The organism is Cytobacillus oceanisediminis, assembly GCF_007830235.1.
Taxonomy (GTDB): Bacteria; Bacillota; Bacilli; order Bacillales; family Cytobacillaceae; genus Cytobacillus; species Cytobacillus oceanisediminis.
The window spans coordinates 495,121-519,852 of sequence record NZ_VLKI01000002.1 but is presented as its reverse complement, the minus strand read 5'-3'; the positions used below and the strand labels follow the sequence as shown (position 1 = coordinate 519,852).

Sequence of the window (24,732 nt, the reverse complement as noted above, 5' to 3'; positions counted from 1 at the left end):
CTTTATTTTCTTTTAATAACTGCCATTGTACATCTTGAGGTACAGATCAGCTTATCGTCTTCATCCGTAATTTTAATATCCCATACCATGGTTGTCCGGCCCTGATGCAGGACTGTTGCGACTGCTGTCACGGTTCCGTCCTTTTTAGCCCGGATATGGTTGGCATTGATTTCAAGGCCGGCTACTGATTCTGTTTCCTTGTCACAAAGCTCGTAGGCACCAATGCTCGCAACGGTTTCAGCGAGAGCGACGGAAGCCCCGCCATGCAGCAATCCAAACGGCTGGCGGGTCCGTCCGTCAACAGGCATTGCAGCCACCACACGGCCTTTTTCAAGAGTCAGTATTTCCATTCCAAGCGTTTCGATCAATGTATTTTTCAAATCCATTCCCCTATCCCTTCCTTCTGAAAAATGTTGTCATACTATTATTCATTATATAAGAACAAAATAGGTATGTCCTGTTGGACAATCATGATAAAAGAGGTGACCATCATGAATCGTGTTCGCGAAGGATTAATTCCTGCTGTACTCGGCACCGCTGTTACTGCTGCAGGCTATGCAATGAATCAACGCCGCAGAGCAAATAAAACGGTATCAAACACAATCGTTGGTTTTGGGCTTGCCCATATCGTGCTTGGCGCCATCGACCTTGTTGAGCACAGAAATCAGTATTAGGCACTGAGAAATCCAATTTCCTTTTAATACAAAAGGCAGCTTCTCAGCTGCCTTTTTTAATCTATAATCCCAAGCCCTGATCATGAAGCTTTTCATGCTCTTTCCCGCGCTTTCTTCTGCCAAGGCGGACAGCAATGATAAGCACGGCTATAGCCGCTAGTCCAAGCAATAATTCCTTTTCATGTTTGATAATTGTATCAATATGGTCCCCAAATACATATCCAAGTGTAAAAGTAAGGGATAGCCATAACAGAGCGCCACTGTATGCAAAAAGAGCGAATTTTTTATAAGGCAGTTTACTGAAGCCATACAAAAAGGGAAGGAAGTTTCGGATGCCTGGGACAAAATAGCTGAAGGAGAGGGAAAAGGCATGATACTTTTCCATTAGCTTTAAAGAAGAGTCAATCGCCCTGGAAAACCTTTTGCTTCTCTTGAAATATTGCAGAAGCGGCCTGCCGATAAAACGGCCGATTGTATAGCAAGTTGTAAGGGCAGCCAGTATGCCGAAATAAATCACGATAAAAGCAAGCGCCGGATGAAGCGATTTTAAAGAGGAAGAAAGGCCAACCGTCATGACAATCAATTCATTGGGAACAGGAAAAATAAAAACGCCTACCCACAGCCATAGAAACAGCCCCAAATACCCGTTATTTTCAATGACTTCCAAAATGAATTCCAATTCCATATGGGGCCTCCTATCCTGTTTTAATTGCGTTTCCGGATTTCATAACACGCACTTATATATTCTTCATTCCTTTCCATTACCCCTTTAATTATTATATCAATCCTTTTAAAATTTGCCCTTCTAAAGCAACCATATGCGAATGCCTTTTTTCTATGACGGAGGACAAAGAGTGAAGTTTGGTTTCGCAACTTTTCATAAAATGACTTTCATAGGAAAAGCTATTTTTTCATATATTGGGAATGCATGCAATGAATATATATGACAGAAAGGGGCAGAACCGGATGTACCCCTATTATTACTTTCGATATCCAAGACCAGGACAATATCCGCCAACCCATGGCAGCTGGCATTATCCTGCAAATTATCAAGGCTCTTACCATCCTGTATATTTTTACAGGACATTTCCTGGGGTTGATCCCGAGATGTTCATGAGCTCGGCCAAAAAAATGGAAGTGCTTATGAGGGATGCCAGCACTTTGCTGGTAAATATGGCGGAATCAAAGAAGTTTTCGCATGAACTGATGTCAGCTGCCCAACAGTCCAAAATAAGTGAAGTTGAAAAGATGATCAAATCGACAGGCATTTCCCGAGTACCTTCTGTGTCGTATACCCCAGATGGTCTCACCCTTCATTTCGAATCCGAGAAGGAAGATAACGTGAAATGCTGTGATTTGACACTTAAGCTTCGGTGGATGTAGAGGAAGATGAAATTTTGTGAATAAAATAAAAAAGCTCTCCGGCCAGAGAGCTTTAACTATTATCGATAATAAGGATTTCCTCCGTATCCATAAGGGCTGTAGCCCGGGTATCCGCCGCCATACGAGTATCCGCCGCCATACGGACCGTAAAATGGGGCCGGGGGCCCATAGAATGGCCGTGGAGTAAATAAGGCTGCTCCTAATCCGCCTCCCAAAAAACCTCCCAGCAGACCGCCGACAAACGGTCCTCCGAAAAAGAATCTTTCGCCCCCGCGGTGATAAGGGCTTCTATAGTGATACATATGGGTAACCTCCTTGTTTTCAATGCCTTCTCTATTTAATATGCAGATGTCCGCATTTTGAGTGGGCTATTAAGAAAAGCAAGCGCTTTGCCCACCCTCGACAAGCACAAGACGAGCCTCACGGGAAGGCGTTCTTTGCCTTTCTGGAGGGATTGGCTTGTGACCTCGAGGAGGTAGGTGCTGGAGGTAGACAGCATTCGAAGTTCAAATATATAAATTCTTATCTATTGAAAAAGGAGGGTCCTCATGGCAACATAAAAAAGCCCTCTCCTATTGAATCAGGAAAGGGAGGAAATAATAAGGCTTACCAACCTTGTTATAAATATTCGCAGCATGACGTCCATTTCTGGGTGGTGTTTAAACAAGAAAAATTTGGTAACCATACATTCTCTATAATCTTTAAGCAAAAACCCCCTTAGCCTAATCAGCCAAGGGGGTTAAAAATATTAGTTAACTGCCTTTATTTTAGCGAATGCTTCTTCTACTGGAATGTAGTCATTGCCAAGATCTTTTGCAACCGCTGGGTATGTGATGCTTCCGTTTACAACGTTAACACCAAGCTTAAGTGCAGCGTTATCTTCAATTGCTTTTACAACGCCTTTGTTGGCAATTTGCAGAGCGTAGTTAATTGTAACATTTGTAAGAGCGATTGTTGATGTTCTTGGAACTGCACCAGGCATGTTCGCAACTGCATAGTGTACAACGCCATGCTTTTCATAAGTTGGGTTGTCATGAGTTGTAATGTGGTCAACAGTTTCAAAAATACCGCCCTGATCGATTGCCACGTCAACAACTACAGAACCTGGCTTCATTGTTTTGATCATTTCTTCTGTTACAAGCTTAGGTGCTTTTGCTCCTGGGATCAGAACAGCACCGATGACAAGATCTGCATCTTTAACCGCTTGTGCGATGTTGAATGGGTTTGACATTAGCGTTTGAATGCTGTTTCCGAAAATATCGTCAAGCTGGCGAAGTCGCTCTGGGCTTAGGTCAATAATTGTAACCTGTGCGCCAAGGCCAATTGCCATTTTTGCAGCATTGATTCCTACTACACCGCCCCCAACGATTGTCACTTTGCCGCGGGATACGCCAGGAACGCCTGCTAAGAGGATTCCCATACCGCCATTTGTTTTTTGAAGGAACTGAGCTCCAATTTGAGAAGCCATGCGACCTGCCACTTCACTCATTGGAGTTAGAAGAGGCAATGTACGGTTCACTTCAACTGTTTCATAGGCAATGGCAGTAACGCCTTTTTCAGTTAATGCCTTTGCAAGCTCAGGTTCAGCTGCAAGGTGAAGATATGTGAAAAGCACCAAACCTTCGCGGAAATAGCCATATTCGGATGGAAGAGGCTCTTTAACCTTCATAACCATTTCAGCAGCCCAGGCTTCTGCAGCAGTGTCTACAATAACAGCTCCAACTTCTGTATAATCTTCGTTAGTGAAACCGCTTCCAACTCCTGCATCAATTTCAACAAGTACTTTATGTCCGGATTTAACTAGTGCATCAACGCTTGCTGGTGTTGCAGCAACACGGTTCTCGTTGTTTTTAATTTCTTTAGGTACTCCAATAATCATGGAAAAATCCCCTTTCAATCTATCAAGTATGAAATTTACTATATTCAGTATAATAATTTTATTAAAGCGCTGTCATTGTTAATTCGGTAAAATGAAAAAGCCTTCATTTGTGGAAATCTACAAATGAGGGCTCTTTTTTTCCAAACGCTTCATTTTCAATTCAAGATATAAAGAAAGCTTGGTATTCGTATTTTTTAAATCGATTTCGCCGATCTCCGTGATTCTCTTGAGCCGATAGTTAAGTGTGTTCATATGGACATGAAGTTTTTTTGCTGTTTCATTTACATTGCTGTCATGGTCGATAAAAGCTTCCAGAGTCGCTAATAAATTGGTTCGATGCTCAGCGTCGTATTTGATCAGCTTTTCTATACCCGGGTGCTCATAAGGCTCTGTCCGCTTTTTTTCCAGAATAGCATCAAGATAGCGGAATATGCCGAGCTGCTGATAGCTGTAAATCTGCTGGATTTCATCTCTAAATTGATCTTTAAGCCGAAGAACCTTTAATGCCTCCTGATAGCTTTTTTCTACTTTTTCATAACGTTCATAGATAGTTCCTGTCGCTCCGCTAATGTGATCGATGTTAAACCGGGTCTTCATTTGATCGATGAAGAACTGGATAAACTCAGTGAACGTTTTTTCGGATAAGGAAGGTTCCTGCGGTGCTGCCAGGATGATAAACTCATTCCCCATCCCTGCATAAAAGGTAATATTAATTTTCTGGCTTGTTGTAATCAGGTAAATAATATTTTGTTCGATTTTTGAATTGATTTCTTCCTTAAATTGAAAGACTAGAACCGCAAAGGGTGATGGAGGTTTAATACTTAAGTCCTCAAATCTGTCCAAAATTTCGCTATGGCTTTGGAAGTGGCCGGTTAAAAGCTCCCAGAAAAAGTCCTGGTACCCTTCCACTCTTTTCTTTTTTTGCGAGTTTAATTTTAACAGTTCGGTCCTTGCAGACTGGGCAGCCAACTTAAGAAGGTTCAGCTTGCTTTCTGTTAAGAGGTTTTCTTCCTCCACCACCCAAATATAGCCCAATACTTCATTATGATTGCGGATGGAGATTGCTACCCGATTGCCGAGACCGATTTCCTTTATTTCCGTAATCCTCAAGGGTTCACCGCTTTGCATCAGCTGGGGAATCACGCGTTCCTTCCATAAACGGTTGATTACCTTTTCCGGCACCTTTCTGCTGATAATCGTCGCAATTCTGGCCGTATCCGTCTGATCGTCATGTGTACTGTAGGCAAGCAGGCGATGATTGACATCCTCTATTGTAACCGGACATTCCAAAACATCACGAATCTTATCAACCAATTCCTCGAGATTGCCAAACGTCCTCTTAAACGGATCTTTTCCCATTTTATCTTGATCCAATCCTAAAACCCCTTTAAACCACTAAAATATATTTTAATAATTAATATGCTTTTGAAGACCCAATAACACGATTTCTAACCTATTATATTATACCTCATTCCTCCCCCATCACTCTACCAAAGCCATAATGGCGATTCGACAAAATTCGGGTGGTACCTGGTACCTGTTTTTATAAAATTCTCAATAGTTTTAATTCATGAAAATGGGTTGAAGTTATATTCAGATAATTTTACAATAGGTCTTGTTCACAAAAATTTCATAGTTTATTAGTTTAGTTCACAAGAATTGAAAGCGTTAACAACTGGGAGGCGACAATTTTATGCTTGAAACGCTTAATAAAATTAACGGGGTGCTTTGGGGTACACCAAGTTTGGTTTTACTTTTTGGTACTGGTGTTCTTTTAACATTCATGCTGAAAGGCCTTCAGTTCAGAAGGCTGCTGTATGCATTTAAATTAGGATTTACAAAGGAAGGGCAGGCTTCCTCTAACGATGAGGGTGATGTTAGTAACTTCAAAGCCCTTATGACAGCTTTGGCAGCTACAATCGGGAACGGTAATATCGCGGGGGTAGCAACCGCGATCACGCTAGGGGGACCTGGAGCCATTTTTTGGATGTGGATCGTTGGTTTACTTGGAATGGCAACTAAATATGCCGAAGCTTTATTGGCCATGAAATACCGTGTAAAAAATGCGAATGGCGAGTACTCAAGCGGACCTATGTATTATGTTGAGCGCGGCCTTGGCAGAAAGTTCAAGTGGCTTGCCGTTGCATTTGCCATCTTTGGTGCTTTTGCGGCCCTTGGAATTGGAAACAGCGTTCAATCTAACACAATCGCAGCAGTAATGGATACTTCTTTTGGCATTAGTAATTGGATTACAGGTATTGTTTTGGCAGTACTTGCTGCGTTAATTATTTTTGGCGGAATTCAGCGCATCAGTACAGTTGCAGGTTTCTTTGTACCGATTATGGCAGTGCTTTATATTGGCGGAGCCTTGATTATTCTAGCGGTTAACTACGACCAGATTATCCCTGGTTTCGAAACCATTTTCTATTATGCTTTCAATCCGGTTGCTGCAACTGGCGGATTTGTCGGAGTTGTTGTATCTGAAGCGATTAAAAATGGTGTATCAAGAGGAATCTTCTCAAATGAAGCCGGTCTTGGTACAGCAGCCCTAATTGCCGGAAATGCAAAAACAGACCATCCTGTTAAACAGGCTCTAGTAGCAATGACAGGTACTTTTATTGTGACAATCGTTGTTTGTACAATGACTGGATTAGTTCTCATTATTACAGGTTTCTGGGATACAACAGGCGGATTGCTATCCGGTGTACCGCACGAAGCCAATCTTGACGGCGGTGCATTAACAAGTGCAGCCTTTGCACACGCACTTGGCACAGTTGGGGAATACATTGTGGCGTTCTCTGTTATCTTCTTTGGTTTCTCCACAATCGTCGGCTGGTATGTTTACGGTGAAAAGTGCTTTGAATACCTTGTTGGAACAAAAGGAATTATGGGATACCGCGGAATCTACATCCTTGCCACTGGGATTGGAGCGGTTGCAAACCTGACAACGGTTTGGGCTTTCGCTGACATGGCTAACGCATTAATGATGATTCCGAACTTAATTGCCTTAATCCTGCTTAGCAAAGTAGTTGTGAAAGATACAAACGAATTCTTTGAAAACCACTATAAAGCAGCTAACAAGCAGCATAAAATGGCTAGTTAATAGGAAAAGCTCCAGCGCCTGACCAAGGCGCTGGAGCTTAACATAATATTTTCAAAACAAACACAGGTCTCTGATCTGTGTTTGTTCTTGTTTACCGCGAGAAAAAAGAAAGCTCATTTTTTTCCGTAATATATTTAAAAATGCGATAGTGACAGAGAAGTTCATCTGCATAGAGCTCTTTTTCCCTAACAAAGGAATAAACATTCAGGAAATCCGCTATATCCTCCCCATCTTCCGTATCCCATTCCCCCTTCAGCCAGACTTTAAATGCCAGCCCGCTGTTAAGCGACGGAGAGACGCATTCATCAAAGATCTCCTCGATTTGCTCCCTATTCATGTTTCTGCCTCCCTCCAGTTTATTATTCATCCTTTTCTCTTTCCTTCTTCCTTATACATTTAGGGACAAGGCGAAAAAACCAATTTTGGAACCACAAGGGGTCTGCTTGTCTATACTATATCGAAGTCTAATTTAAAATGAATCCGCTAGAAGCATGACATAATTTTTCTTCAAGGGAGGGATGACAATGGAACTGAATGAGTTATTTCATTTAGAAAATAAAACTGCAATCGTGACAGGCGGCGGACGGGGACTCGGCGAGCAAATGGCAAATGCACTTGGAGACGCAGGCGCAAATATTGTAGTGTGCTCCCGCAATCATGAGGCATGCGAGCGCGTCAGCAGCAGTTTAACTGGAAGAGGCATCAAATCGCTTGCCATTGAGTGTGACATTACGAAGGAAGAAGACATTCAGAAAGTAATCAATGAAACTTTAGACAAATTCGGCAGCATTGATATCCTCATTAACAATAGCGGCACATCATGGGTTGCTCCCGTACTGGAACTGCCTGCTGATAAATGGGACAAAGTGATGAATGTGAATCTAAAAGGCATGTTTTTATTTTCTCAGGCTGCTGCCAAGGTGATGCAGAAACAAGGCAGCGGAAAAATCATCAATATATCATCAGTAACAGGCATGAGAGGAACACATTCGGCTATCTTGGATGCAGTCGCTTATAGTACCAGCAAAGGAGCGGTTATATCCCTCACAAAGGATTTGGCTGTAAAACTGGCCCCTTCAGGTATTCAGGTAAACGCAATCGCACCCGGGTTCTTTCCAACCAAAATAACAAAGGAATTGGAAAAATCAGGATCAGTTATCCAAAAAAACATTCCTGCCGGAAGATTCGGCAATGAGGATGACTTAAAAGGGACAGCTGTCTTTCTATCCTCCAAAGCCTCTGATTACGTCACAGGCCAGGTTTTAGTTGTAGACGGAGGCATGACCGTATCACTTTAGTTACTGAAAATTTAATCAATGATAACGGTTCAGAAAGGGGAACGGGACTTTCAGGACTGCATCTTAAAGAAAGGAGAATGTATATGACCATAAACCATACAGAAGCCCTATTAAACTCTATTAAAAAGGTAGGGATGAAGGTAGAGAAAGAGCTGAATGAATCGATCCAAAACTCCCTCAATAAAGAAGATGTTTTAAAAGATATGATTACCCGCTCAGAGGTGACAGCCGCCGCTATGAAAAAGCTGCAGCAAGCTATAGAAACTCTATCCATCCCTCTTAATTTCCCTACAAAAACAGATGTGGCAAATGCTGCTAAATTGACTGTTCAGGCAGAAGAAAAAATGGATCTGATCGATGAAAAAGTAATGGCTTTGGCTCAATCGATGGAGGAATTAAAAAGATCGCTTGCCGTCTCATCATCAAATTCTAAATCTCACCCGAATGAAATCCTTAAAGCTCTCTCGGACCTAAAACAGACCCTTGACCAGGAATTGGAATCTTCCAGCAGCAGTGAAAGCGCGGATCAATAAAATGGCAGAAAATCCCCTTTCTAAAAAACTGTTTGGATTCTTCAAAACCATCCAACAGCCTGAACCGGAAACAGGATTTACTCCCCGCACGGCTGTTTGGAAGAAAAACAAAGCTGTTCTCTGGCATTATGCGCCTGCTGAAAAGAAATATAGGGTGCCAGTTTTCCTCGTTTATTCACTTGTAAATCAGGCTTTTATTCTTGATTTGGGACCCCAGAACAGTTTAATCGGGGCCTTGACCAATAGCGGCTATGATGTTTACTTGCTTGATTTTGGCATTCCAGGCTATGAGGATAAAGACATCACGATGGATGACTATATTACCCAATACATTCAAAAGGGTGTCAGGAGAGCTCTATACCATGCCCAAGCAGATGAAATAACGGTTATGGGCTTTTGCCTGGGCGGCACTTTTGCAGCTATCTATGCTGCAATTGCAGAAGAACCTGTTAAAAATTTAATCCTATCCGTTGCGCCGATTGATTTCAGCATGGTTCCCGCGTTCAGCCAATGGACAAAAGAATTGCGTGAAACTAACGCTGACCTGGATTCCATTCTTGATGCATGGGGACTGATTCCCGCCCCGGCCATTAAAACTGGAATGAGGCTGGTTACTTCGCCTGTCTACTATTCCCCTTACTTATCCCTTCTGAGCCGTGCCGATAATGAAGAATACACAAAAAGGTGGAAGCGGTTCAACCACTGGACAAATAGCCATATTCCTTTTTCTGGAGCAGCTTTAAAGCAAATTCTGCATGATCTTGGAAAAGAAAACAAGCTTGTCAAAGGAAGTCTGGTCATTGATGGAAAACAGGCTGATTTAGGCAATATTAAGGCCAATCTGCTTGCAGTTGCTTCGAGCTTTGACCGCCTTGTACCAAAGGAACAAATTCTCCCTGCAATGGACCTAGTTTCAAGCAAAGATAAACACTTTCACCTGCTGAAGGGCGGACACGCCAACCTTATATCGGAAGGCAAGGTGCCTGGCTATATGGATGAATGGCTCTCGGTCCGTTCCGGACAGATAAAATAACTCTCTTCCCCTGCCAAAGCGGGGGAATTCAATTTTAAAGGAGGTATATCAATGTTTTTTTGGAATTACAATTTTGGTAAAAGCGGCCATACCATCAGTGCTTTTATGGGCTTCGCTTCCCTCGTATTCAAAGACTTTTTTGGAGAATAGTACCGTTAAGAACCATGCTATTTCTGCATGGTTTTTGTATTTTATAAAGGGACACTTTTAGTAAATTAGAATTTTTTTCTGCGAAAAAATAAATATATAACCGTGAAATTTTGATTTTTTTCCGCGATTGTTAATATATTTTCGAAATACATTTTTAATCTGAAAACGGAACAGCTTCAGCAATTCCCAAATTAGGTTTGAGTTATTAAAGGCAAAGTGGCAAATATTAAGGGTATTAATGCTAAAGGAGATTTTAAAAATGGACGTAAAAATTTTCAACGCAATAAACCGGATATCCGGCCGTTTTGCCCCCCTGGATCTTCTGATGATTCTCATTTCGAATAAGGCAAGGTATGTATTTTTATTAACACTGGCAGCTATGTGGCTTGCGAAAGGTCCGGCTAGGAATACAGCAAAAAAAGCAGCGTTTGCTTCCCTGCTCGCACTAATTCTGAACAGGATCATCAAGCTTTTTTATTTTAAACCGCGGCCATTCGTCAGAAGCAAGGTCGGAATTCTGATCCCATCAAAAAGAGATTCCACTTTTCCAAGCAAGCATACAGTAATGGCTTTTGCTGCTTCTGTTGTCATCCAAAACGGAAACCGATTTATAGGACGTGTTTTGTGCTGGCTTTCAGCTCTTACAGGCTTTTCCCGTATTTGGGCAGGCCATCATTATCCTTCCGACATAATTGGAAGCGCCTTAATTGGGAGTGCTGTTGGCTGGATTACAGATAGATTTTTCAAAATGGATCCATCTGAAGACAAAGAAGAATTCAAAAAAATGTAAAATTAACACTTTCTTTGGCGAAAGAGAACTTGTTTTGTCACCTGGGAAGGACTTCCCGTTTTCAATAGAGAATTGGGTTTGGAAAATGGGAGGGGGATCAGGATGAATACGAGTGCTGTAGCCAAATTATTAGGGGTTTCACCAAGCACTGTGCAGCGATGGGTCAAACAACTTGAACTCCGGACGGAACGGAATGAATTAGGACATTATTTATTTACGGATGAAGATATTAATCTGTTGAAGCAGGTTCAAGATCAGCTTAACCAGGGAATGATTTTGCAAGATGTAACCGTGAAGGGCAAAAAGGCAAGAAAAGGAACTGTCCAAAGCGAACCAACCTACCCGGGCATGGAAAAGGTTTTATTAAAAATAAGCGAACTCGAGCAGCGACTTAACGGAAAAGCTGATGATGTTGTCTCTTATCAGCTGCTTCAGCACCGCCGTGAAATCGAGGAGTTTCAGAAAGAGATTGAACGCCTGAATAAACGGATAGAAGCACTTGAAGCCAAGCAAACTGGAAACAGCCGAAAAATGCCGGCTGATACTCTTTTGGTTTTTGATCAGGAAAAGCCAAGGAAAAGGCTTAAAAAGAAAAATATCTTTTCCATGCTCTTTGGATTTTAGTTGGATGGCTGCCTCCTCTTTTACACAAAAAAGCGTTACAGCTGGCTTCCAGCTAGTAACGCTTTTATGGTTAAGGGAATGCTTCAGTTAGAGAGCACAGGCCGTCACGCCCCAATCGGGTTACGCCAGCGCCTATTTGATTAGCCCTCTGCTATCAGCAATTCCACATTAAACCTCTGCAATATGTCAATAAAAGCTTTGTTAGGCATTTTATCCGTTATAAGAAGATCAATGTCACTTAACTCCGCAAACCTGAAAAACTCGGTTACCCCGATTTTTGTATGGTCAGCAAGGACAATTACCTGGTCCGCCTGGCTGATCATTTTTCTTTTAACCATACCGTCTTCCTCATGAGCAAGAGTAAGGCCGCTCCCCGAAAGCCCGACTACTCCAATAAATGCTTTATCCACTTGATACTGGGACAGTTTTTCGATAACAGAAGATCCGTATAAAAAGCGGTGCTCTTTTTGCAGCATGCCGCCAAGCAGCAATATATCCGCATTGGGGTTTGATGAAAGTATTTCCGCCTGGTTAATTGAATTGGTCATAACAGTACAAGGAATTTCCCCCATATTCTCGGCACATGCCTGAACGGTCGTGGAGGTATCCAAAATAATTCTTTCACCGTCTTGGATCAGGGATGCTGCCCTTTGCCCGATTCTTTTTTTCTCGGAGGAAACCATCTTTAGCCGATTGGCATAATCCTTTATTTCATGGCGGGGAGCTGGCAGAATTGCTCCCCCTCTCGTCCGAACAATCTTCTGGTCCTCTTCAAGCCTAACCAGATCACGCCTTGCCGTGTCTCTGGATACATCAAACAATGTACAAATTTGATCTACTGAAATCCGCTTATTGTTTTCCAGATAATTCAGGATCGCTATCAATCTTTCTTCTTGGTACATAATAAACCGCCTGCTTTTTAAGTGGAATTGCTTTTTTGTAATGATTTATAAGTAATTAACTTCATTATAAATGTTTTACATAAGTGTTTTCAAGTGAATATAATGAAAAACTCCTCAAATGCTTATGATGGTGCTAATCCCAGCTGAAACGCTGTTCTTTAAATGGATCCCCATAATTATGGTACCCGTTTTTTTCCCAGAATCCCGTCTTATCAGATTCTGAAAATTCAATGCCTCTTACCCACTTTGCGCTTTTCCAAAAATATAGATGGGGAATCACTGCACGCAACGGAAATCCGTGCTCGGGTGTTAATGTTTCACCATTATGTGTATGTGCTAGCATGCTGGTCTCCTTTAAAAAATCATCAATCGGAAGGTTAGTTGTCCATCCCTCTTCTGCATGGAGGATAACAAATTTTGCAGCCTCTTTTACACCTGCAATCTTGGCCAGTTCTGCAGCGGAAATTCCCTTCCACACATTATCAAGCTTTGACCAGCCAGTAACACAGTGGATGTCATTTTTGTACTCAGTCTGCGGCAGGTTCATTACTTCATCATAAGACAAGGAAAGCTCCTTTTCCACTTCCCCAAAAACCTTTAGAGACCATTCCTGCATATCGCTGTAATATGGAACATTTCCATAATGCAGCACAGGAAAGGCAGTTGTAACGTTCTGGTTGGGCGGTACCCTGCTGGAAACCGGTTTTCTTACTTTGCCAAAATACACTGCAGCCACCTCGGTTCGTTTTTCTTTATGGTAACCTACTTTGAAGGTGGTTAAAAGTATATAGAAAAGCGGCTTCTCCCATAAAGAGAAGCCGCTTTTTTTATTAGGCTATGTTAAAGTTCTTACTTGATTCAGGCAGTATGTTGATTGGGCGGAAGGCGCGATACTCCGTCAAAGGGAGACCCTGCAGGCGCAGAGCGCCGAGGAGGTCCCGGGACCGCCCGCGGTTCGCTGAGCGCCTGGAGCTGAAATCAACAGTCAAGTTTAACAGAGCTTTTTATTAAAGAATAACTGCTGCAAGCCATCCGAAGAGGATCAGCGGGATGTTATAGTGCACGAAAGTAGGCACACAAGTGTCCCATATGTGATTGTGCTGTCCGTCTGCGTTCAAGCCTGCTGTTGGCCCTAAAGTACTGTCAGATGCCGGGGATCCAGCATCACCAAGCGCTGCCGCAGTTCCTACTAATGCGATTGTCGCCATTGGGCTGAAGCCAACCTCAAGTGCAAGCGGAACGAAAATGGTTGCAATGATAGGAATCGTTGAGAAGGAAGAACCGATTCCCATTGTTACAAGCAAGCCTACTAGGAGCATAAGCAAGGCTGCAAGTGATTTATTGTTGCCAATGATTCCTGCTGCCTGCTCAACAAGCCTTTCCACATCTCCCGTTTCTTTTAAAACATCAGCAAATCCGAAGGCAGCAAGCATCACAAATCCAATGAACGCCATCATCTTCATGCCTTCTGTTAAAAGCTGGTCAGCATCCCGCCATTTAACGGCACCGCTGATATAAATAACCAGGATTCCTGTTAGCGCGCCAAAAATCATGGAATCAAGCTGCAGCTGAACAATTAATGCTGCAACAATCGCAACCAGAGAAAGAAAAATGCCAGCTTTTGAATATTCTCCTTTTTCCGTCTCAACGATTTCAGTTGTTTGATAGTCTCTTTTCTTGCGGTAAGAAACAAAAATCGCAATGAGCAAACCAACAACAAGACCTGCAGTCGGAATCAGCATTGCTTTTGGAATGTCAGACATGTTCACCGCCAAACCGCTGCTTTCCATATTTTCTGCAATGATTCCTTGGAAAATTTGACCGAAGCCCACCGGCAACAGAATATAAGGTGCCGTCAAACCAAACGTCAATACAGACGCAATTAAGCGACGGTCAATTTTCAACTCATTCATGACCTTCAATAAAGGCGGAATTAAAATGGGAATAAACGCAATATGGATCGGAATCAGATTTTGGGAAAAAATCGCCATCATTAAAATAGAAAATACGATAAGTGCTTTTGATAAAGTCTTCCCTCTGGATTCGCCGTCCTTGCCGACTTTTGCAAGAACCCATTCTACCATTAGATTTGGAAGTCCTGTTGCCGAGATCGCAATGGCAAAACCACCTAATAATGCATAGCTTAAGGCAACTTCAGCGCTTCCTCCAAGTCCGTTTGAAAAGACTTCAACCGTTTTATCTATGCTTAATCCGCCTGCCAGCCCGCCTGCTAGTGCGCCCGCCACAAGGGCAAGAACCACATTTACACGCAAAAGGCTGAGAACAAGCATGATTAGAACTGCAAGTACAACTGCATTCATGATGCAACCCTCTTTCTGTTTGCTTTGATTTTATAATTCGCTTTACTCTGCTAAATCGGTAGAGAGTTAAAACACAAGTATTAAACTATCACATCCGCTCTTTTCATGTCAATCGGTTTTTAATAGATTGATATTGGGAGTTTGGACCAAAGGAGGAATTAGGATTGGATGCTGGAATCAAAAGGAAAATTTGCGGATAATAGAGTAGAGCTGACCGTTCCTCGTTTAAAAGCTGCATAGTTGGTAAATCCTTCAGCTTGGCCGGTATTTTGCTTAAATTGGCCGGTAAATGTATAATTTCGGCCGGTAATTTGTTTAAATCGGCCGGTAAAATGCTCTTTTTCTGCCTTGTCACTTCTCTTACATTCTGGTTGACCCGCTTTTGAACAGAATTTCAGCTGAATTTTCGTGAAAGGAAACTGATATGGAGAAGAAAATCTGCCCTTTGAACCTTCCGACCCGATAGATCCGTGAAAATTTTCATTTAACCGCGAATTTCCCGCTTTATCCGCGAAACGTTTAGGGTACTTGTATGAACCAAATCACATGCACATAAAAAACTCCGGATTTTTCCGGAGTTTCTAAGATTATCTTATTTAGTTTCAAATCTTTCCACCAGCAGTGCCAGTGTGCGGACCATTACGCCTGTTGCACCTGATGGTCCAAGATCATAGTTTTTCGCGGTTGTAGCAGTGCCTGCAATATCAAGGTGAACCCATGGTGTATCTTCGGCAAATTCGCCTACGAACCCTCCGCCCATAATCGCATGTCCGGCACGGCCAGGAGAGTTGTTCAGATCAGCAATTTTGCTATTTCTGATTCTTTCCTTGTCTTTTTCAAAAAGCGGCAAGCGCCAGATTGGTTCGCCTGCTTCATAGGATGCTTCAAGCACCTGCTCAAACCATTCTTCATTATTGGCTAAAGCGCCAGTTGTTTCCTCGCCAAGCGCGACGATCACACCGCCTGTCAAGGTTGCCACATCAACCAGGTAATCTGCTCCATGATGCTTTGCATACGTTACCGCATCCGCGAGAGCCAGACGGCCTTCTGCATCCGTGTTAAGGACTTCAATCGTTTTGCCGCTCATGGATGTGATGACATCATCGGGCTTGAAGGCTGTTCCGCTGATCATATTATCGGTTGAGGGGATAACAGCGACTAAATTTTGCTCAGGCTTAAGCTCCCCGATCACTTCCATTGCTCCGAGCACGGCTGCTGCCCCGCCCATATCGCTTTTCATGCCGACAATGCCGTCCTTCGGCTTAATGGAATAACCGCCTGTATCAAAAGTAATCCCTTTACCGACCAAACCAATTACGTCTTTCCATTCTTCCTTGCCCTGATATTTGAGGACAATCATTTTAGGAGGCTCTGCTGACCCTTGGTTAACTGCCAAAAGGGCACCCATGCCAAGCTTAAGCATGTCTTCTTTATCAAGGACTTCAACTTCGAATCCGAATCTCCATGCAAGTTCTGACGCGTAATTTGCCATATCTGTAGCTGTCAGCATATTCCCTGGCAGGTTCACGAGTGTACGGGCTGAGTTCGTTCCCTTTCCGTATGCATATCCAACCGTTAGGGATGCCTTAACATCTTCTTCATCTGCTGCATCGCTATAGACCACAACGCTTTCAATTTCTTTTTCCGGTTCATTCGATTTCTGTTTGTAATCTTCAAATTTGTATGTAGCAAGAGCAAAGGCTTCGCTGACTGCGTGGGCTGCATCAAGCGCATCTACTTTTTCGCTTGTAAAAGTGTCAAGGTATACCGCTGCATCCTGAAGCTTCGATGATTTCACTTCTTTAAAGGCTTTTCCCAATGCTTCGCGCAGAAGCTCAAAGCTATATTCTTTTTCCTTCCCAAGCCCCACTGCAATCAAGCGCTTAGCTCCAATCTTTCCGAAAGTATGTATTTTTGCAACTGCTTTTTTCTTTGCAGAAATATCTCCGCTTTTCACCAGCTCTGTCAGCTGACCGTCAAACTGCTCGTCTGCTCCGGCAAGAACACCTTCAAACTTGTTTGGTTTATCAAACACACCGACAATCACGCATTCGTGTACAGCTGAGTAATTGAGTTCCTGTTTTACTGAAAACATCTTTGCACCCCCATAATAACTTCTAATCTACTTCATCTTATTATATCGAAAATACAGAATTATTTCGACTATCTAATTTTATGAACACTCAATTTCTGCCTATTCCTCCAGATACAATACGAGCTGAGGCAGCCTTGGAAGATTTCCAACCTCATCAAAAGGTACCCGATCAATCTTTTTTGGAAAAATAGAGAGACATTCTTCAATAAACTGGTACACATGCTCCAAGTCAAGCCCCCAATGCTTCGGCCGGTACGACTGCAAGTAGTCGCAGGCAGCTTGCATCATAAGCCTTGCCCCTTTAACATTTCCATACTCATAGTGATAGATGCTTACACTCATTTGCAGCAGCCCTTTAAAAAAGAGATTGCCTTTATCTGTCATCCACATTTCCTCAAGAAGGTCGTGGCACGTATAATAGTCACCTTCATTAAAGCTTACGAAGAACTCGTAATATTCAATCGGGTAATTTTCCAAGAGAATCCACTCCCACTTCATTTTACAAGTCCCTAACCCGCTGTTACTGCCCATTTTAGCAAAAGGAAAGAGCATCCGCACATTTATAGCATCCAACACATTCTCTTAAGTATATTCCGGCATAAATGGGTAAAGAAGAATAGAGAAAGAAAGGAGAAATATATGGACACGATTTTATTTGCCGGATTCGCTATCATTTATATACTGCTTTTCCTATGGGCGCTCATTTTGGTAAAAAACAGCGATTCAGCGAGTGCTGCATTCTTATTGCCCGTTATCGCCGGCCTGATTTATGATAACGGAATTCTGGCAGCCGGCCGTTTTATCGGAGAGGGGCATACGCTTGAACACCTGAATTATGCCCGTTTTTGGATTCATGCCTTTTTTACGCCTCTGCTTGTTCTTTATTCTTGGATTACCTTGAAGCAGGCAGGCATTGAATGGGCCAGAAAAGGCTGGCTGAAGACTATAGCATTTCTGCTGACTGCCGGCTTAATTATGCTTGAGCTTTTTACAGAAGTGTTTGGCCTTAAACTAAAGCCTCAATGGGAATACAATGTCCTGAGTTATAGCAGTGCGGAAACCGAGAGCGGCCCCCCCATCATGGTGCTGGTCGTTTCTGTAGTTTTGCTGGTATCATCAATCATGGTTTGGCGCGAACAAAAATGGTTTTGGTTTTTTGCCGGATCTTTTATCATGATTATCGGCAGCGCCATAAAACTTCCAATTGAAAGCGCAGCAGCTGTCAATGCGTTTGAATTAATCCTCTTGCTTTCCCTAACTGCTACAGTACATTTTCAAAAACGGACAATCTCTTCATAATGCTTCCATCAGAACTGCTTGCAGGAAGAAGAAAACTGTTAGAGAATATTAGATATAAGTTTTAAGAAATTTCAGCTAATCTGTTGAACTGCATTTTGTAAAAACTAATGCAGGCTCCAGTGAAAGCATCATACAACTTAAAGGTGGTCTCAAATGGAATTATTGACGAATTTTCCTTTATGGTCTGCTCTCGCAGCCATCTTTTTTGCTCAATTTGTAAAAGTGCCAATTCAATTTATCGCTACCAGACGAGTTAATTGGTCACTGCTGACGAGTACTGGGGGGATGCCAAGTTCCCACTCTGCAGCTGTTACCGCCCTTTCCACTGGAGTAGCACTTGAAACCGGAATGGACTCCGCTGTGTTTGCCGTCTCTGCTGTTTTTGCCATTATCACGATGTTTGATGCTACCGGCGTTCGACGTCAGGCAGGGGAACAGGCCATTGTCCTGAATCAGCTTGTTGCCGATTTTAATAAATTTGTTGAAGAGGCAAAGATGTGGCAGAAAAAAGAGGGACAGGAAAAGCAGAGAGAATTGAAAGAACTCCTTGGCCATAAGCCAGTTGAAGTTTTATTTGGCGGCTTAACTGGCATCTTATTAACTTTAGGCCTTCATTATTTATTATCCTGATAGGTGTGAACTGAAATGAAAATCCTTTCTTTATGCCCGAGCAATACAGAGTTAATGGAATATTTAGGGTTTACCCATATGCTGGCCGGTGTAGATGATTACTCGGATTGGCCTGATCAAATAAGCGGGCTTCCGCGGCTGGGGCCCGACTTGTCCATCAATATGGATAAGGTTGAGGAATTGAAGCCTGACCTGGTGCTTGCATCTTTAAGCGTACCGGGTATGGAAAAGAATGTGGAGGAGCTGAAAAAAAGGCAAATTCCCCACATTGTTTTAAATCCGCAAAGCCTTAAGGATATTGAGCAGGATTTAATCATTGTTTCCGAAAGAATCGGAAAACCTGAAGCAGGCATTTCTGCCTCTAAGAGCTTTCGTGCAAAAATAGAAGAGCTCAAGAAAATCTCAGCAGGTATAAAGTCTAAGCCCAGCTTATACTGGGAATGGTGGCCAAAACCTGTTTTCACACCCGGAAAAGTCAATTGGCTCACAGAGATCAGTGAGATTGCAGGAGCTAAAAATTTATTCAGTGATGTCGAGCTTGCAAGTGTCCAGACCGATTGGGAAGACGTGCTGATGAGACAGCCGGATTATATTTGCCTCGCCTGGGTAGGTGTCAGAAGGGAAAAGGTAAATCCGGAAATTGTGTTAAAACGCCCTGGCTGGAGCGAGCTAGAGGCAGTAAAGCAGAGCAAAATCCTTGTCCTTGAAGAAGAACTCTATTGCAGGCCTTCGCCACGGCTGATTGAAGGAGCCGTTAGATTGGCTAAAAAAATCCATTCAGAGGCATTCTCTTCTTTTTAAAGCTAAAAAAGCAAATCCGTTTTGATTGCGGATTTGCCTTTTTTTCATCTACTTTCAAGCGTTCATTCAGCGCCTTATGCTATTCTATTTATTTCTGCTCGGATTTAATATATTGCTGCCTAAAAACCTGCATCGATTCATTTTCATTCAGTATTCTTAAATCTTCTTCCGTCAGGGTACCATCACCCATTTCAATGATAAAGACATCAAGCGTCTTTTTTCCCCAATTATTATAAACATCATCGACCGTTTCATAATAAAGGTCCAGTTTATTTCCTTTGATGGCCCCGCCTTTATCAGCCACGACGCCATATCCATAGCCAGGAACAAACAGGATTGTCCCAATCGGAAAAACATTTAAATCTGCTGCGACAGTAGAATATAAATCTCGTTTCACTTTAACTCCTGAGTATGTAATGCCAAATGACGGGTGATCAGGATTTTTACCCGTGGATTCATAATATGCCGTGTATCCCGTCGCAACCACTTGCTTTGCCTGATATTGCGACCAGTCAATCGATTCCTCCAAAGTTGGGGGCTGGCTCGCCACCGCTTCGCTGGCAGAAATCTTTGGATTCAGACTGGCTGCACGCTGTAAAAATTTAAAGGCTACACCAACCGATTTAAATGTATGATCAAAACCTGAAAGCTCATCCTTGCCAGCTTGTTCAGCTTCACTTTGATAAAAGTTAACGATCGATCTCGCTTCTACTCCAGATATCGAGTGAAAAGTCGTTAACAATGCTCCTAAAAATAAAGCTGACATGATGGAACGCTTTGTCCATTTCTTTAATCTGTTCATCTAAAACACTCCTCCCAAAGTTATTCATTTCCCATCTTTCAGAGATATATTCATAACTTTAAGGAGCAAAAGGCTTCCAGCAAGCAGTTACAGACAGCATAAAACCAATTACGCCAAGGGTTTGCGCGATTTGAGCATACTATTCAAATAAAATAAAAAAAACTCTGCAAACAGCAGAGATTTAGCTTTTTAAAACATACGATATCCTTTTTTACGGAGCAGCCTGATTGTGATTCCAGCGACAATAGCCCCTGCCATCCCGCTGCTTAAAATGAGTATATCCGCCAGAGCAAGACTGGAGAACTCAACACCAAGACTTGAAAGGGCTTCACCCGTATTTTGAAAATATTCAATAAACCGGACCTTATCAATAATTAAAATCGCAATAATCGGATAAATAATAGCCATAATCCAGGACATTCTTAATAGCATATTCAATATAAAACCTATCCCAAAAAACAGCACAAAAAACAGAAGCATGGAGATAGGCAAAACGAAGATCGTCATTTGCATGGACTTGTTTCCTCCCTTAGCACATCAATATTTAGTGTACTTAATGTGGATTAAGGAGTCAATAAGAAAAGCGCATGTACATAAAAGTCCTCAGTCTTTGGCGGACAGCTCTAAAAGGAGCCCCCGTCCTTCCGGCAGCATACAATTTTTCCAAGTCTCTGTTTGGAACGGAAAGCACGAGACCCAAGCGGGAGAAGCCAGTCAAAGGGAGATCCCACAGGCTAAATGCTTGAGGAGCGTCGGACCGCCCGCGGTTCGCTGAGCTTCTTGAGTGGAAAATCAACAGGCCAGTACGGGGTGCCCATATCAACAATGAGCTTTACAGAGCCTTTCCAAAAGAAAAAACTTCGCTTTCCGCGAAGTTTCATCTTAATCTTTTTTCTTGCCTGTACCGCCGCAGCATGAACAGGTTTCTGAACCTCCCAATAGTAATTGGAAATATCCTTTACCTGAACAATACATACACTCTTTGTTTTCATAATTCTTAGCTGCCATTTCATTCATCTCCTTCGGTTTTTTCGTAACTGAATTTTCTGATAATATACCAAGGATATGAATAAATGAAAAGCTTCAAATTTCACGAAAAAATATCAATGGAAACGCATACAAGCATGTTTTGCTTCTAAAATCTCGCTGTATCTTTAAATTTCAGAAAATTATAAAAATATCTTGTAAGCTGTATATCCAAATGTTTCCCCCGGGTTAATTCCATCTATTAAGGGTTTTACAGAGGAGTCCGAAGAATTTAATATGTATTTTAGAAGGACTGAAGCATCCGGATCGCTTGCAAGCTCCCTCGGTTCACGGTATTGTACGTCAAAAAGCTCGCTCTCTTGAACTTTTAAGGATTGTCCAGGCTCTGCTTCCAGCATAAAAAGGATCATATTATCACTGACTTCCCCTTTTATGACTCCTGTCCGTAAGCCAATCATGCCTTTCACCGTACATTTTACCCCTGTTTCTTCCTTAATTTCCCGAACTGCAGCTTCATCCGCTGTTTCTCCCGGTTCCACAAATCCAGCAGGCAGCGACCATTTTCCTTTCAATCCGCCGTATTTCTTTTTCACGACAAGCCACTTGCCATCAGGTGAAATAACAAGGCCCGAAACAGCCAGCCAGACTTTACCCCTTTTATGTTCCACTCCCATCTGATATCCCCCTTTTTAAAATATTGTATCATGAGCTTGATGGGATAGCTCTTTTATTAGGCACTAAAAAAGGGATAGACCCAATAGTCTATCCCCTCATTATTGTATAAGAGCAGTTATATTAAAGAACGTTGAACTTACCTTTTTTCAATACAAGGGAAGGTCCGCCAATCATATATAGGGCACGGTTATCAACCATTTTCTTCATAAATGATGCTTTGGAGCCAACCATCTTTTTGCCGAATGCAACACCAATTGCATCATCTTCACCAAGTGAACAAACTGTTCCTTTGATATCAGGAGTGAATGTTTCCAGCTCAGTCTTGTTGCGGATCAAAGCAGTTAAGTTTCTTGCACATACTTCACCCTGCTGCATGGCGATCTGTGCAGTAGGAGGGTATGGACGGTTAATTTCTTCATTGATAATTAATGAGCAGTCCCCGATGATAAACAGGTTATCATGGCCAGGTGCACGTAAATCAGGCTGAACTTTTACACGGCCGCGCATTGCTTCAATTCCGGAATTTTCAATAATGGAGTTTCCGCGGACACCTGCTGCCCAGACAACTGTTTCAGCTTTAATTTCTTCTACTTCATCTTCGCCTTTTCCAACGATGATGCCTTCTGGAGTAGCTTCCTTAATAGCTGTGCCGATCATGAATTGTACGCCTTTTTTCTCCAAGTGGGAAACAGCATAATTAACAAGCTCAGGATCGAAGCCAGGAAGTACCATTGGCGCTGCTTCCACACAGATTAATTTTACCTTATGGTAGTCCACATCATACTCTTTGCAAAGCTCTGGAATACGGTTTGCCAATTCTCCAAGGAATTCAATTCCTGTGAAACCAGCTCCGCCGACCACGATTGTCAGGCGCTCGTCCTTCTTCTCAATCTCTGTATTATAAGTAGCAAATTGATACTCAATATGCTCACGGATTTGGCGTGCAGCATTTACATTGACGATTGAAAATGCGTGCTCTTTAAGCCCTTTGATTCCGAACGTTTCAGGCTCTGCACCAAGGGAAACAACTAGATAATCATAGTCAATTTCGCCGTTCTCCATGATGACTTTCTTTTCTTCTGTTTTAATTTCCAGAGCAATTCCCTGAACAAACTCTACCTTGTTGCGGTCGATAACATCTTTAATATCGTACCGTACACGATCATGATGAAGTGTTCCGGCTGATGCCTCATGCAGCCATGTTGTTTCGTAATGGTAGTCATTTTTATTCACTAATACGATTTCTGCTTCATTTGTTCCTACAGATTTTTGCAAACGGGTTGCAACCATCAATCCGCCGTAGCCCGCCCCCAGGATAACAATCTTTGGCTTTCTCAAGTGTATCACTTCCACCTTTTTTAGTATTTTCTAATGTTTTTCTTAGCTTCCGCTGCTTTATATTTTTTATTTCAAAAAATATAAAAAACTTTGTGATGTTATTCACGAACAAGTTCAAAAAAATGACTTGAAATTGTCACAAAATATTAACATTATGCCTACAATACATATTATTCTACTTCCATTTGTTTTTCAAGTCTTAAAAAATAGTTGAAAAACTTAAAAATTTTGAGACTTTTTAAGAGAATATACGTGTTTTTAATTATAAATCCTCTTGGTATCCTATTAGAGAGTTTTTATTATTCATAATATTTACCACGATTAGTGAGGTTTTTTTTGATTTATGTTAAAATATAGATTGGAATTGCAATACATACTTGGGGGGATATAGCATGAAAGAAGATCAAAAAGTGTATGACATAACCATTATTGGCGGGGGGCCAACTGGTTTATTCACTGCTTTCTACGGGGGTATGAGACAAGCTTCAGTAAAAATAATTGAAAGCTTGCCGCAGCTTGGGGGACAATTATCTGCTCTTTATCCTGAAAAATACATATATGATGTTGCTGGCTTCCCGAAAGTCCGCGCTCAGGAATTAATCGATAATCTGAAAGAACAAATGGCTAAATTCGAGCCGACTGTATCTCTTGAACAGTCTGTTGAAAAATTGGAAAAGCAGGCGGACGGCACTTTTAAGCTGACAACCAACAAAGAAGTCCACTATTCCAAAACAATCATTATCACTGCCGGAAATGGCGCATTCCAGCCACGCCGCCTTGAACTGGAAAGTGCTGCACAATATGAAGGTAAGAACCTTCACTATTTCATTGATGACTTGAATAAATTTGCTGGCCAGAAAGTGGTTGTATTCGGCGGCGGAGATTCTGCTGTTGACTGGGCATTAATGCTTGAGCCAATTGCCGAAAAGGTAACCATTATTCACCGCCGGGATAAATTCCGCGCGCATGAGCACAGCGTAGAAAACCTGCAAAACTCCAAGGTGGAAATCAAAACACCTTACGTACCTGCAGAGCTGATCGGTGACGATGAAGGAATCAAGCAAGTCATTCTTGAAGGCGTAACAGACAAAGAAAAAGAAGTGTACGATGTTGATGCCGTAATCGTTAACTACGGCTTCGTTTCCTCACTCGGACCAATCAAGGAATGGGGACTTGAAATCGAAAAGAACTCAATCGTTGTTAACTCCAGAATGGAAACAAACGTTGAAGGCATCTATGCTGCCGGCGACATTTGCACATACGATGGCAAAGTAAAGCTAATCGCCTGCGGCTTTGGCGAAGCACCAACTGCAGTCAACCATGCCAAATCCTTTATCGATCCAAAAGCAAAAGTACAGCCAATGCACAGCTCTTCCATGTTTGGCAAATAAGAATAGGAAAAGGGTGGCCTTTGA

28 protein-coding genes are annotated in these 24,732 nt (G+C 42.2%); 12 read left to right on the top strand and 16 right to left on the bottom strand.

From position 1 onward, the window contains the following. Nucleotides 1-2: 2 nt before the first annotated feature. On the bottom strand, nt 3-386 hold the full coding sequence (locus IQ19_RS06320) for a hotdog fold thioesterase (protein WP_144541073.1): 384 nt from the start codon (nt 384-386) through the stop codon (nt 3-5). 105 nt (nt 387-491) lie between these two features. Here IQ19_RS06320 and IQ19_RS06315 point away from each other — a divergent pair, with 105 nt between their 5' ends. After that, a complete protein-coding gene (locus tag IQ19_RS06315) occupies nt 492-674 on the top strand; it encodes an asparagine synthase (RefSeq protein WP_144541071.1) in 183 nt (60 codons plus the stop codon). A 61-nt stretch (nt 675-735) separates the two neighbouring features. Here IQ19_RS06315 and IQ19_RS06310 read toward each other — a convergent pair whose 3' ends face one another. After that, nucleotides 736-1,359 carry a DedA family protein gene (locus IQ19_RS06310; protein WP_144541069.1) on the bottom strand — a complete coding sequence of 208 codons (624 nt, stop codon included), beginning with the start codon at nt 1,357-1,359 and terminating at the stop codon, nt 736-738. Nucleotides 1,360-1,607: 248 nt separating this feature from the next. Here IQ19_RS06310 and IQ19_RS06305 point away from each other — a divergent pair, with 248 nt between their 5' ends. Then, nucleotides 1,608-2,057 (top strand): YuzC family spore coat inner layer protein, encoded by a 450-nt coding sequence (locus tag IQ19_RS06305; RefSeq protein ID WP_242020915.1) that lies wholly within the window; start codon nt 1,608-1,610, stop codon nt 2,055-2,057. A gap of 59 nt (nt 2,058-2,116) precedes the next feature. Here IQ19_RS06305 and IQ19_RS06300 read toward each other — a convergent pair whose 3' ends face one another. The 3 genes from IQ19_RS06300 to IQ19_RS06290 all read right to left on the bottom strand — a co-directional run bounded on the left by IQ19_RS06300 (nt 2,117) and on the right by IQ19_RS06290 (nt 5,310). Then, nucleotides 2,117-2,359, bottom strand: coding sequence for a hypothetical protein (locus IQ19_RS06300; RefSeq protein WP_144541067.1), 243 nt, complete (start codon nt 2,357-2,359; stop codon nt 2,117-2,119). A gap of 446 nt (nt 2,360-2,805) precedes the next feature. Then, nucleotides 2,806-3,936 (bottom strand): alanine dehydrogenase, encoded by a 1,131-nt coding sequence (ald, locus tag IQ19_RS06295; RefSeq protein ID WP_144541065.1) that lies wholly within the window; start codon nt 3,934-3,936, stop codon nt 2,806-2,808. A gap of 117 nt (nt 3,937-4,053) precedes the next feature. Next, nucleotides 4,054-5,310: a PucR family transcriptional regulator gene (locus IQ19_RS06290; RefSeq protein ID WP_144541063.1), complete on the bottom strand. Its 1,257-nt coding sequence runs from the start codon at nt 5,308-5,310 to the stop codon at nt 4,054-4,056. Nucleotides 5,311-5,629: 319 nt separating this feature from the next. On the opposite strand from IQ19_RS06290, the gene IQ19_RS06285 reads away from it, so the two are divergent. After that, complete coding sequence (locus tag IQ19_RS06285) at nt 5,630-7,039, top strand: alanine/glycine:cation symporter family protein (protein ID WP_144541061.1); 1,410 nt, start codon at nt 5,630-5,632, stop codon at nt 7,037-7,039. Between the two features lie 91 nt (nt 7,040-7,130). Here the strand turns inward: IQ19_RS06285 and IQ19_RS06280 are convergent, their stop codons facing one another. Continuing rightward, nucleotides 7,131-7,376: a hypothetical protein gene (locus IQ19_RS06280; RefSeq protein WP_144541059.1), complete on the bottom strand. Its 246-nt coding sequence runs from the start codon at nt 7,374-7,376 to the stop codon at nt 7,131-7,133. A gap of 187 nt (nt 7,377-7,563) precedes the next feature. On the opposite strand from IQ19_RS06280, the gene IQ19_RS06275 reads away from it, so the two are divergent. From IQ19_RS06275 to IQ19_RS06255, 5 genes are all read left to right on the top strand, one after another. After that, complete coding sequence (locus IQ19_RS06275; RefSeq protein ID WP_144541057.1) at nt 7,564-8,337, top strand: SDR family oxidoreductase; 774 nt, start codon at nt 7,564-7,566, stop codon at nt 8,335-8,337. An 83-nt stretch (nt 8,338-8,420) separates the two neighbouring features. Then, entirely contained in the window at nt 8,421-8,870 is a 450-nt protein-coding gene (locus IQ19_RS06270; protein WP_242020914.1) for a hypothetical protein, read from the top strand. Between the two features lies 1 nt (nt 8,871). Then, nucleotides 8,872-9,903 (top strand): alpha/beta fold hydrolase, encoded by a 1,032-nt coding sequence (locus IQ19_RS06265; protein WP_144541053.1) that lies wholly within the window; start codon nt 8,872-8,874, stop codon nt 9,901-9,903. A 409-nt stretch (nt 9,904-10,312) separates the two neighbouring features. Continuing rightward, nucleotides 10,313-10,843: an undecaprenyl-diphosphatase gene (locus IQ19_RS06260; RefSeq protein WP_144541051.1), complete on the top strand. Its 531-nt coding sequence runs from the start codon at nt 10,313-10,315 to the stop codon at nt 10,841-10,843. Nucleotides 10,844-10,945: 102 nt separating this feature from the next. Continuing rightward, nucleotides 10,946-11,467, top strand: coding sequence for a MerR family transcriptional regulator (locus IQ19_RS06255; protein WP_144541049.1), 522 nt, complete (start codon nt 10,946-10,948; stop codon nt 11,465-11,467). A 140-nt stretch (nt 11,468-11,607) separates the two neighbouring features. Here IQ19_RS06255 and IQ19_RS06250 read toward each other — a convergent pair whose 3' ends face one another. The 5 genes from IQ19_RS06250 to IQ19_RS06230 all read right to left on the bottom strand — a co-directional run bounded on the left by IQ19_RS06250 (nt 11,608) and on the right by IQ19_RS06230 (nt 17,262). Then, entirely contained in the window at nt 11,608-12,369 is a 762-nt protein-coding gene (locus IQ19_RS06250; RefSeq protein ID WP_144541047.1) for a DeoR/GlpR family DNA-binding transcription regulator, read from the bottom strand. A gap of 133 nt (nt 12,370-12,502) precedes the next feature. Continuing rightward, nucleotides 12,503-13,096 carry a sulfite oxidase-like oxidoreductase gene (locus tag IQ19_RS06245; RefSeq protein ID WP_144541045.1) on the bottom strand — a complete coding sequence of 198 codons (594 nt, stop codon included), beginning with the start codon at nt 13,094-13,096 and terminating at the stop codon, nt 12,503-12,505. A gap of 280 nt (nt 13,097-13,376) precedes the next feature. Next, on the bottom strand, nt 13,377-14,690 hold the full coding sequence (locus tag IQ19_RS06240; RefSeq protein ID WP_144541043.1) for a Na+/H+ antiporter family protein: 1,314 nt from the start codon (nt 14,688-14,690) through the stop codon (nt 13,377-13,379). A gap of 592 nt (nt 14,691-15,282) precedes the next feature. Continuing rightward, the gene (locus IQ19_RS06235) at nt 15,283-16,785 is read right to left on the bottom strand and encodes a leucyl aminopeptidase (protein WP_144541041.1); all 1,503 of its coding nucleotides are present in this window, start codon (nt 16,783-16,785) and stop codon (nt 15,283-15,285) included. Between the two features lie 99 nt (nt 16,786-16,884). Next, nucleotides 16,885-17,262, bottom strand: coding sequence for a DUF309 domain-containing protein (locus tag IQ19_RS06230; RefSeq protein ID WP_144541179.1), 378 nt, complete (start codon nt 17,260-17,262; stop codon nt 16,885-16,887). A 162-nt stretch (nt 17,263-17,424) separates the two neighbouring features. Here IQ19_RS06230 and IQ19_RS06225 point away from each other — a divergent pair, with 162 nt between their 5' ends. From IQ19_RS06225 to IQ19_RS06215, 3 genes are all read left to right on the top strand, one after another. Continuing rightward, entirely contained in the window at nt 17,425-18,084 is a 660-nt protein-coding gene (locus tag IQ19_RS06225; RefSeq protein ID WP_144541039.1) for a hypothetical protein, read from the top strand. 153 nt (nt 18,085-18,237) lie between these two features. Next, a complete protein-coding gene (locus tag IQ19_RS06220; RefSeq protein WP_144541037.1) occupies nt 18,238-18,714 on the top strand; it encodes a divergent PAP2 family protein in 477 nt (158 codons plus the stop codon). Nucleotides 18,715-18,729: 15 nt separating this feature from the next. After that, the gene (locus IQ19_RS06215) at nt 18,730-19,515 is read left to right on the top strand and encodes a cobalamin-binding protein (RefSeq protein WP_144541035.1); all 786 of its coding nucleotides are present in this window, start codon (nt 18,730-18,732) and stop codon (nt 19,513-19,515) included. An 88-nt stretch (nt 19,516-19,603) separates the two neighbouring features. On the opposite strand, the gene IQ19_RS06210 is transcribed toward IQ19_RS06215, so the two are convergent. The 5 genes from IQ19_RS06210 to IQ19_RS06195 all read right to left on the bottom strand — a co-directional run bounded on the left by IQ19_RS06210 (nt 19,604) and on the right by IQ19_RS06195 (nt 23,317). Next, nucleotides 19,604-20,317 (bottom strand): 3D domain-containing protein, encoded by a 714-nt coding sequence (locus IQ19_RS06210; RefSeq protein ID WP_144541033.1) that lies wholly within the window; start codon nt 20,315-20,317, stop codon nt 19,604-19,606. A 189-nt stretch (nt 20,318-20,506) separates the two neighbouring features. Beyond that, nucleotides 20,507-20,830, bottom strand: a complete 324-nt coding sequence (locus IQ19_RS06205; protein WP_144541031.1) for a YuiB family protein — start codon at nt 20,828-20,830, stop codon at nt 20,507-20,509. A 369-nt stretch (nt 20,831-21,199) separates the two neighbouring features. Further along, entirely contained in the window at nt 21,200-21,325 is a 126-nt protein-coding gene (locus IQ19_RS27690; protein WP_158638743.1) for a YuiA family protein, read from the bottom strand. A 161-nt stretch (nt 21,326-21,486) separates the two neighbouring features. After that, nucleotides 21,487-21,978: an NUDIX domain-containing protein gene (locus tag IQ19_RS06200; RefSeq protein ID WP_144541029.1), complete on the bottom strand. Its 492-nt coding sequence runs from the start codon at nt 21,976-21,978 to the stop codon at nt 21,487-21,489. A 121-nt stretch (nt 21,979-22,099) separates the two neighbouring features. After that, the gene (locus IQ19_RS06195) at nt 22,100-23,317 is read right to left on the bottom strand and encodes an NAD(P)/FAD-dependent oxidoreductase (RefSeq protein WP_144541027.1); all 1,218 of its coding nucleotides are present in this window, start codon (nt 23,315-23,317) and stop codon (nt 22,100-22,102) included. A 392-nt stretch (nt 23,318-23,709) separates the two neighbouring features. Here IQ19_RS06195 and IQ19_RS06190 point away from each other — a divergent pair, with 392 nt between their 5' ends. Continuing rightward, nucleotides 23,710-24,708, top strand: coding sequence for an NAD(P)/FAD-dependent oxidoreductase (locus tag IQ19_RS06190; RefSeq protein WP_144541025.1), 999 nt, complete (start codon nt 23,710-23,712; stop codon nt 24,706-24,708). Nucleotides 24,709-24,732 lie beyond the last annotated feature (24 nt).

What these genes read in the sequence shown, in the direction of transcription:
- IQ19_RS06275 (WP_144541057.1), top strand. Translation starts at nt 7,564, where the DNA reads ATGGAACTGAATGAGTTATTTCATTTAGAAAATAAAACTGCAATCGTG.
- IQ19_RS06255 (WP_144541049.1), top strand. Translation starts at nt 10,946, where the DNA reads ATGAATACGAGTGCTGTAGCCAAATTATTAGGGGTTTCACCAAGCACT.
- IQ19_RS06250 (WP_144541047.1), bottom strand. Translation starts at nt 12,369, where the DNA reads ATGTACCAAGAAGAAAGATTGATAGCGATCCTGAATTATCTGGAAAAC.
- IQ19_RS06285 (WP_144541061.1), top strand. Translation starts at nt 5,630, where the DNA reads ATGCTTGAAACGCTTAATAAAATTAACGGGGTGCTTTGGGGTACACCA.
- IQ19_RS06260 (WP_144541051.1), top strand. Translation starts at nt 10,313, where the DNA reads ATGGACGTAAAAATTTTCAACGCAATAAACCGGATATCCGGCCGTTTT.
- IQ19_RS06240 (WP_144541043.1), bottom strand. Translation starts at nt 14,690, where the DNA reads ATGAATGCAGTTGTACTTGCAGTTCTAATCATGCTTGTTCTCAGCCTT.
- IQ19_RS06310 (WP_144541069.1), bottom strand. Translation starts at nt 1,359, where the DNA reads ATGGAATTGGAATTCATTTTGGAAGTCATTGAAAATAACGGGTATTTG.
- IQ19_RS06200 (WP_144541029.1), bottom strand. Translation starts at nt 21,978, where the DNA reads ATGGGAGTGGAACATAAAAGGGGTAAAGTCTGGCTGGCTGTTTCGGGC.
- ald (WP_144541065.1), bottom strand. Translation starts at nt 3,936, where the DNA reads ATGATTATTGGAGTACCTAAAGAAATTAAAAACAACGAGAACCGTGTT.
- IQ19_RS06280 (WP_144541059.1), bottom strand. Translation starts at nt 7,376, where the DNA reads ATGAATAGGGAGCAAATCGAGGAGATCTTTGATGAATGCGTCTCTCCG.
- IQ19_RS06235 (WP_144541041.1), bottom strand. Translation starts at nt 16,785, where the DNA reads ATGTTTTCAGTAAAACAGGAACTCAATTACTCAGCTGTACACGAATGC.
- IQ19_RS06205 (WP_144541031.1), bottom strand. Translation starts at nt 20,830, where the DNA reads ATGCAAATGACGATCTTCGTTTTGCCTATCTCCATGCTTCTGTTTTTT.
- IQ19_RS06215 (WP_144541035.1), top strand. Translation starts at nt 18,730, where the DNA reads ATGAAAATCCTTTCTTTATGCCCGAGCAATACAGAGTTAATGGAATAT.
- IQ19_RS06220 (WP_144541037.1), top strand. Translation starts at nt 18,238, where the DNA reads ATGGAATTATTGACGAATTTTCCTTTATGGTCTGCTCTCGCAGCCATC.
- IQ19_RS06270 (WP_242020914.1), top strand. Translation starts at nt 8,421, where the DNA reads ATGACCATAAACCATACAGAAGCCCTATTAAACTCTATTAAAAAGGTA.
- IQ19_RS06300 (WP_144541067.1), bottom strand. Translation starts at nt 2,359, where the DNA reads ATGTATCACTATAGAAGCCCTTATCACCGCGGGGGCGAAAGATTCTTT.
- IQ19_RS06315 (WP_144541071.1), top strand. Translation starts at nt 492, where the DNA reads ATGAATCGTGTTCGCGAAGGATTAATTCCTGCTGTACTCGGCACCGCT.
- IQ19_RS06320 (WP_144541073.1), bottom strand. Translation starts at nt 386, where the DNA reads ATGGATTTGAAAAATACATTGATCGAAACGCTTGGAATGGAAATACTG.
- IQ19_RS06210 (WP_144541033.1), bottom strand. Translation starts at nt 20,317, where the DNA reads ATGAACAGATTAAAGAAATGGACAAAGCGTTCCATCATGTCAGCTTTA.
- IQ19_RS06265 (WP_144541053.1), top strand. Translation starts at nt 8,872, where the DNA reads ATGGCAGAAAATCCCCTTTCTAAAAAACTGTTTGGATTCTTCAAAACC.
- IQ19_RS06190 (WP_144541025.1), top strand. Translation starts at nt 23,710, where the DNA reads ATGAAAGAAGATCAAAAAGTGTATGACATAACCATTATTGGCGGGGGG.
- IQ19_RS06225 (WP_144541039.1), top strand. Translation starts at nt 17,425, where the DNA reads ATGGACACGATTTTATTTGCCGGATTCGCTATCATTTATATACTGCTT.
- IQ19_RS06305 (WP_242020915.1), top strand. Translation starts at nt 1,608, where the DNA reads ATGAATATATATGACAGAAAGGGGCAGAACCGGATGTACCCCTATTAT.
- IQ19_RS27690 (WP_158638743.1), bottom strand. Translation starts at nt 21,325, where the DNA reads ATGGCAGCTAAGAATTATGAAAACAAAGAGTGTATGTATTGTTCAGGT.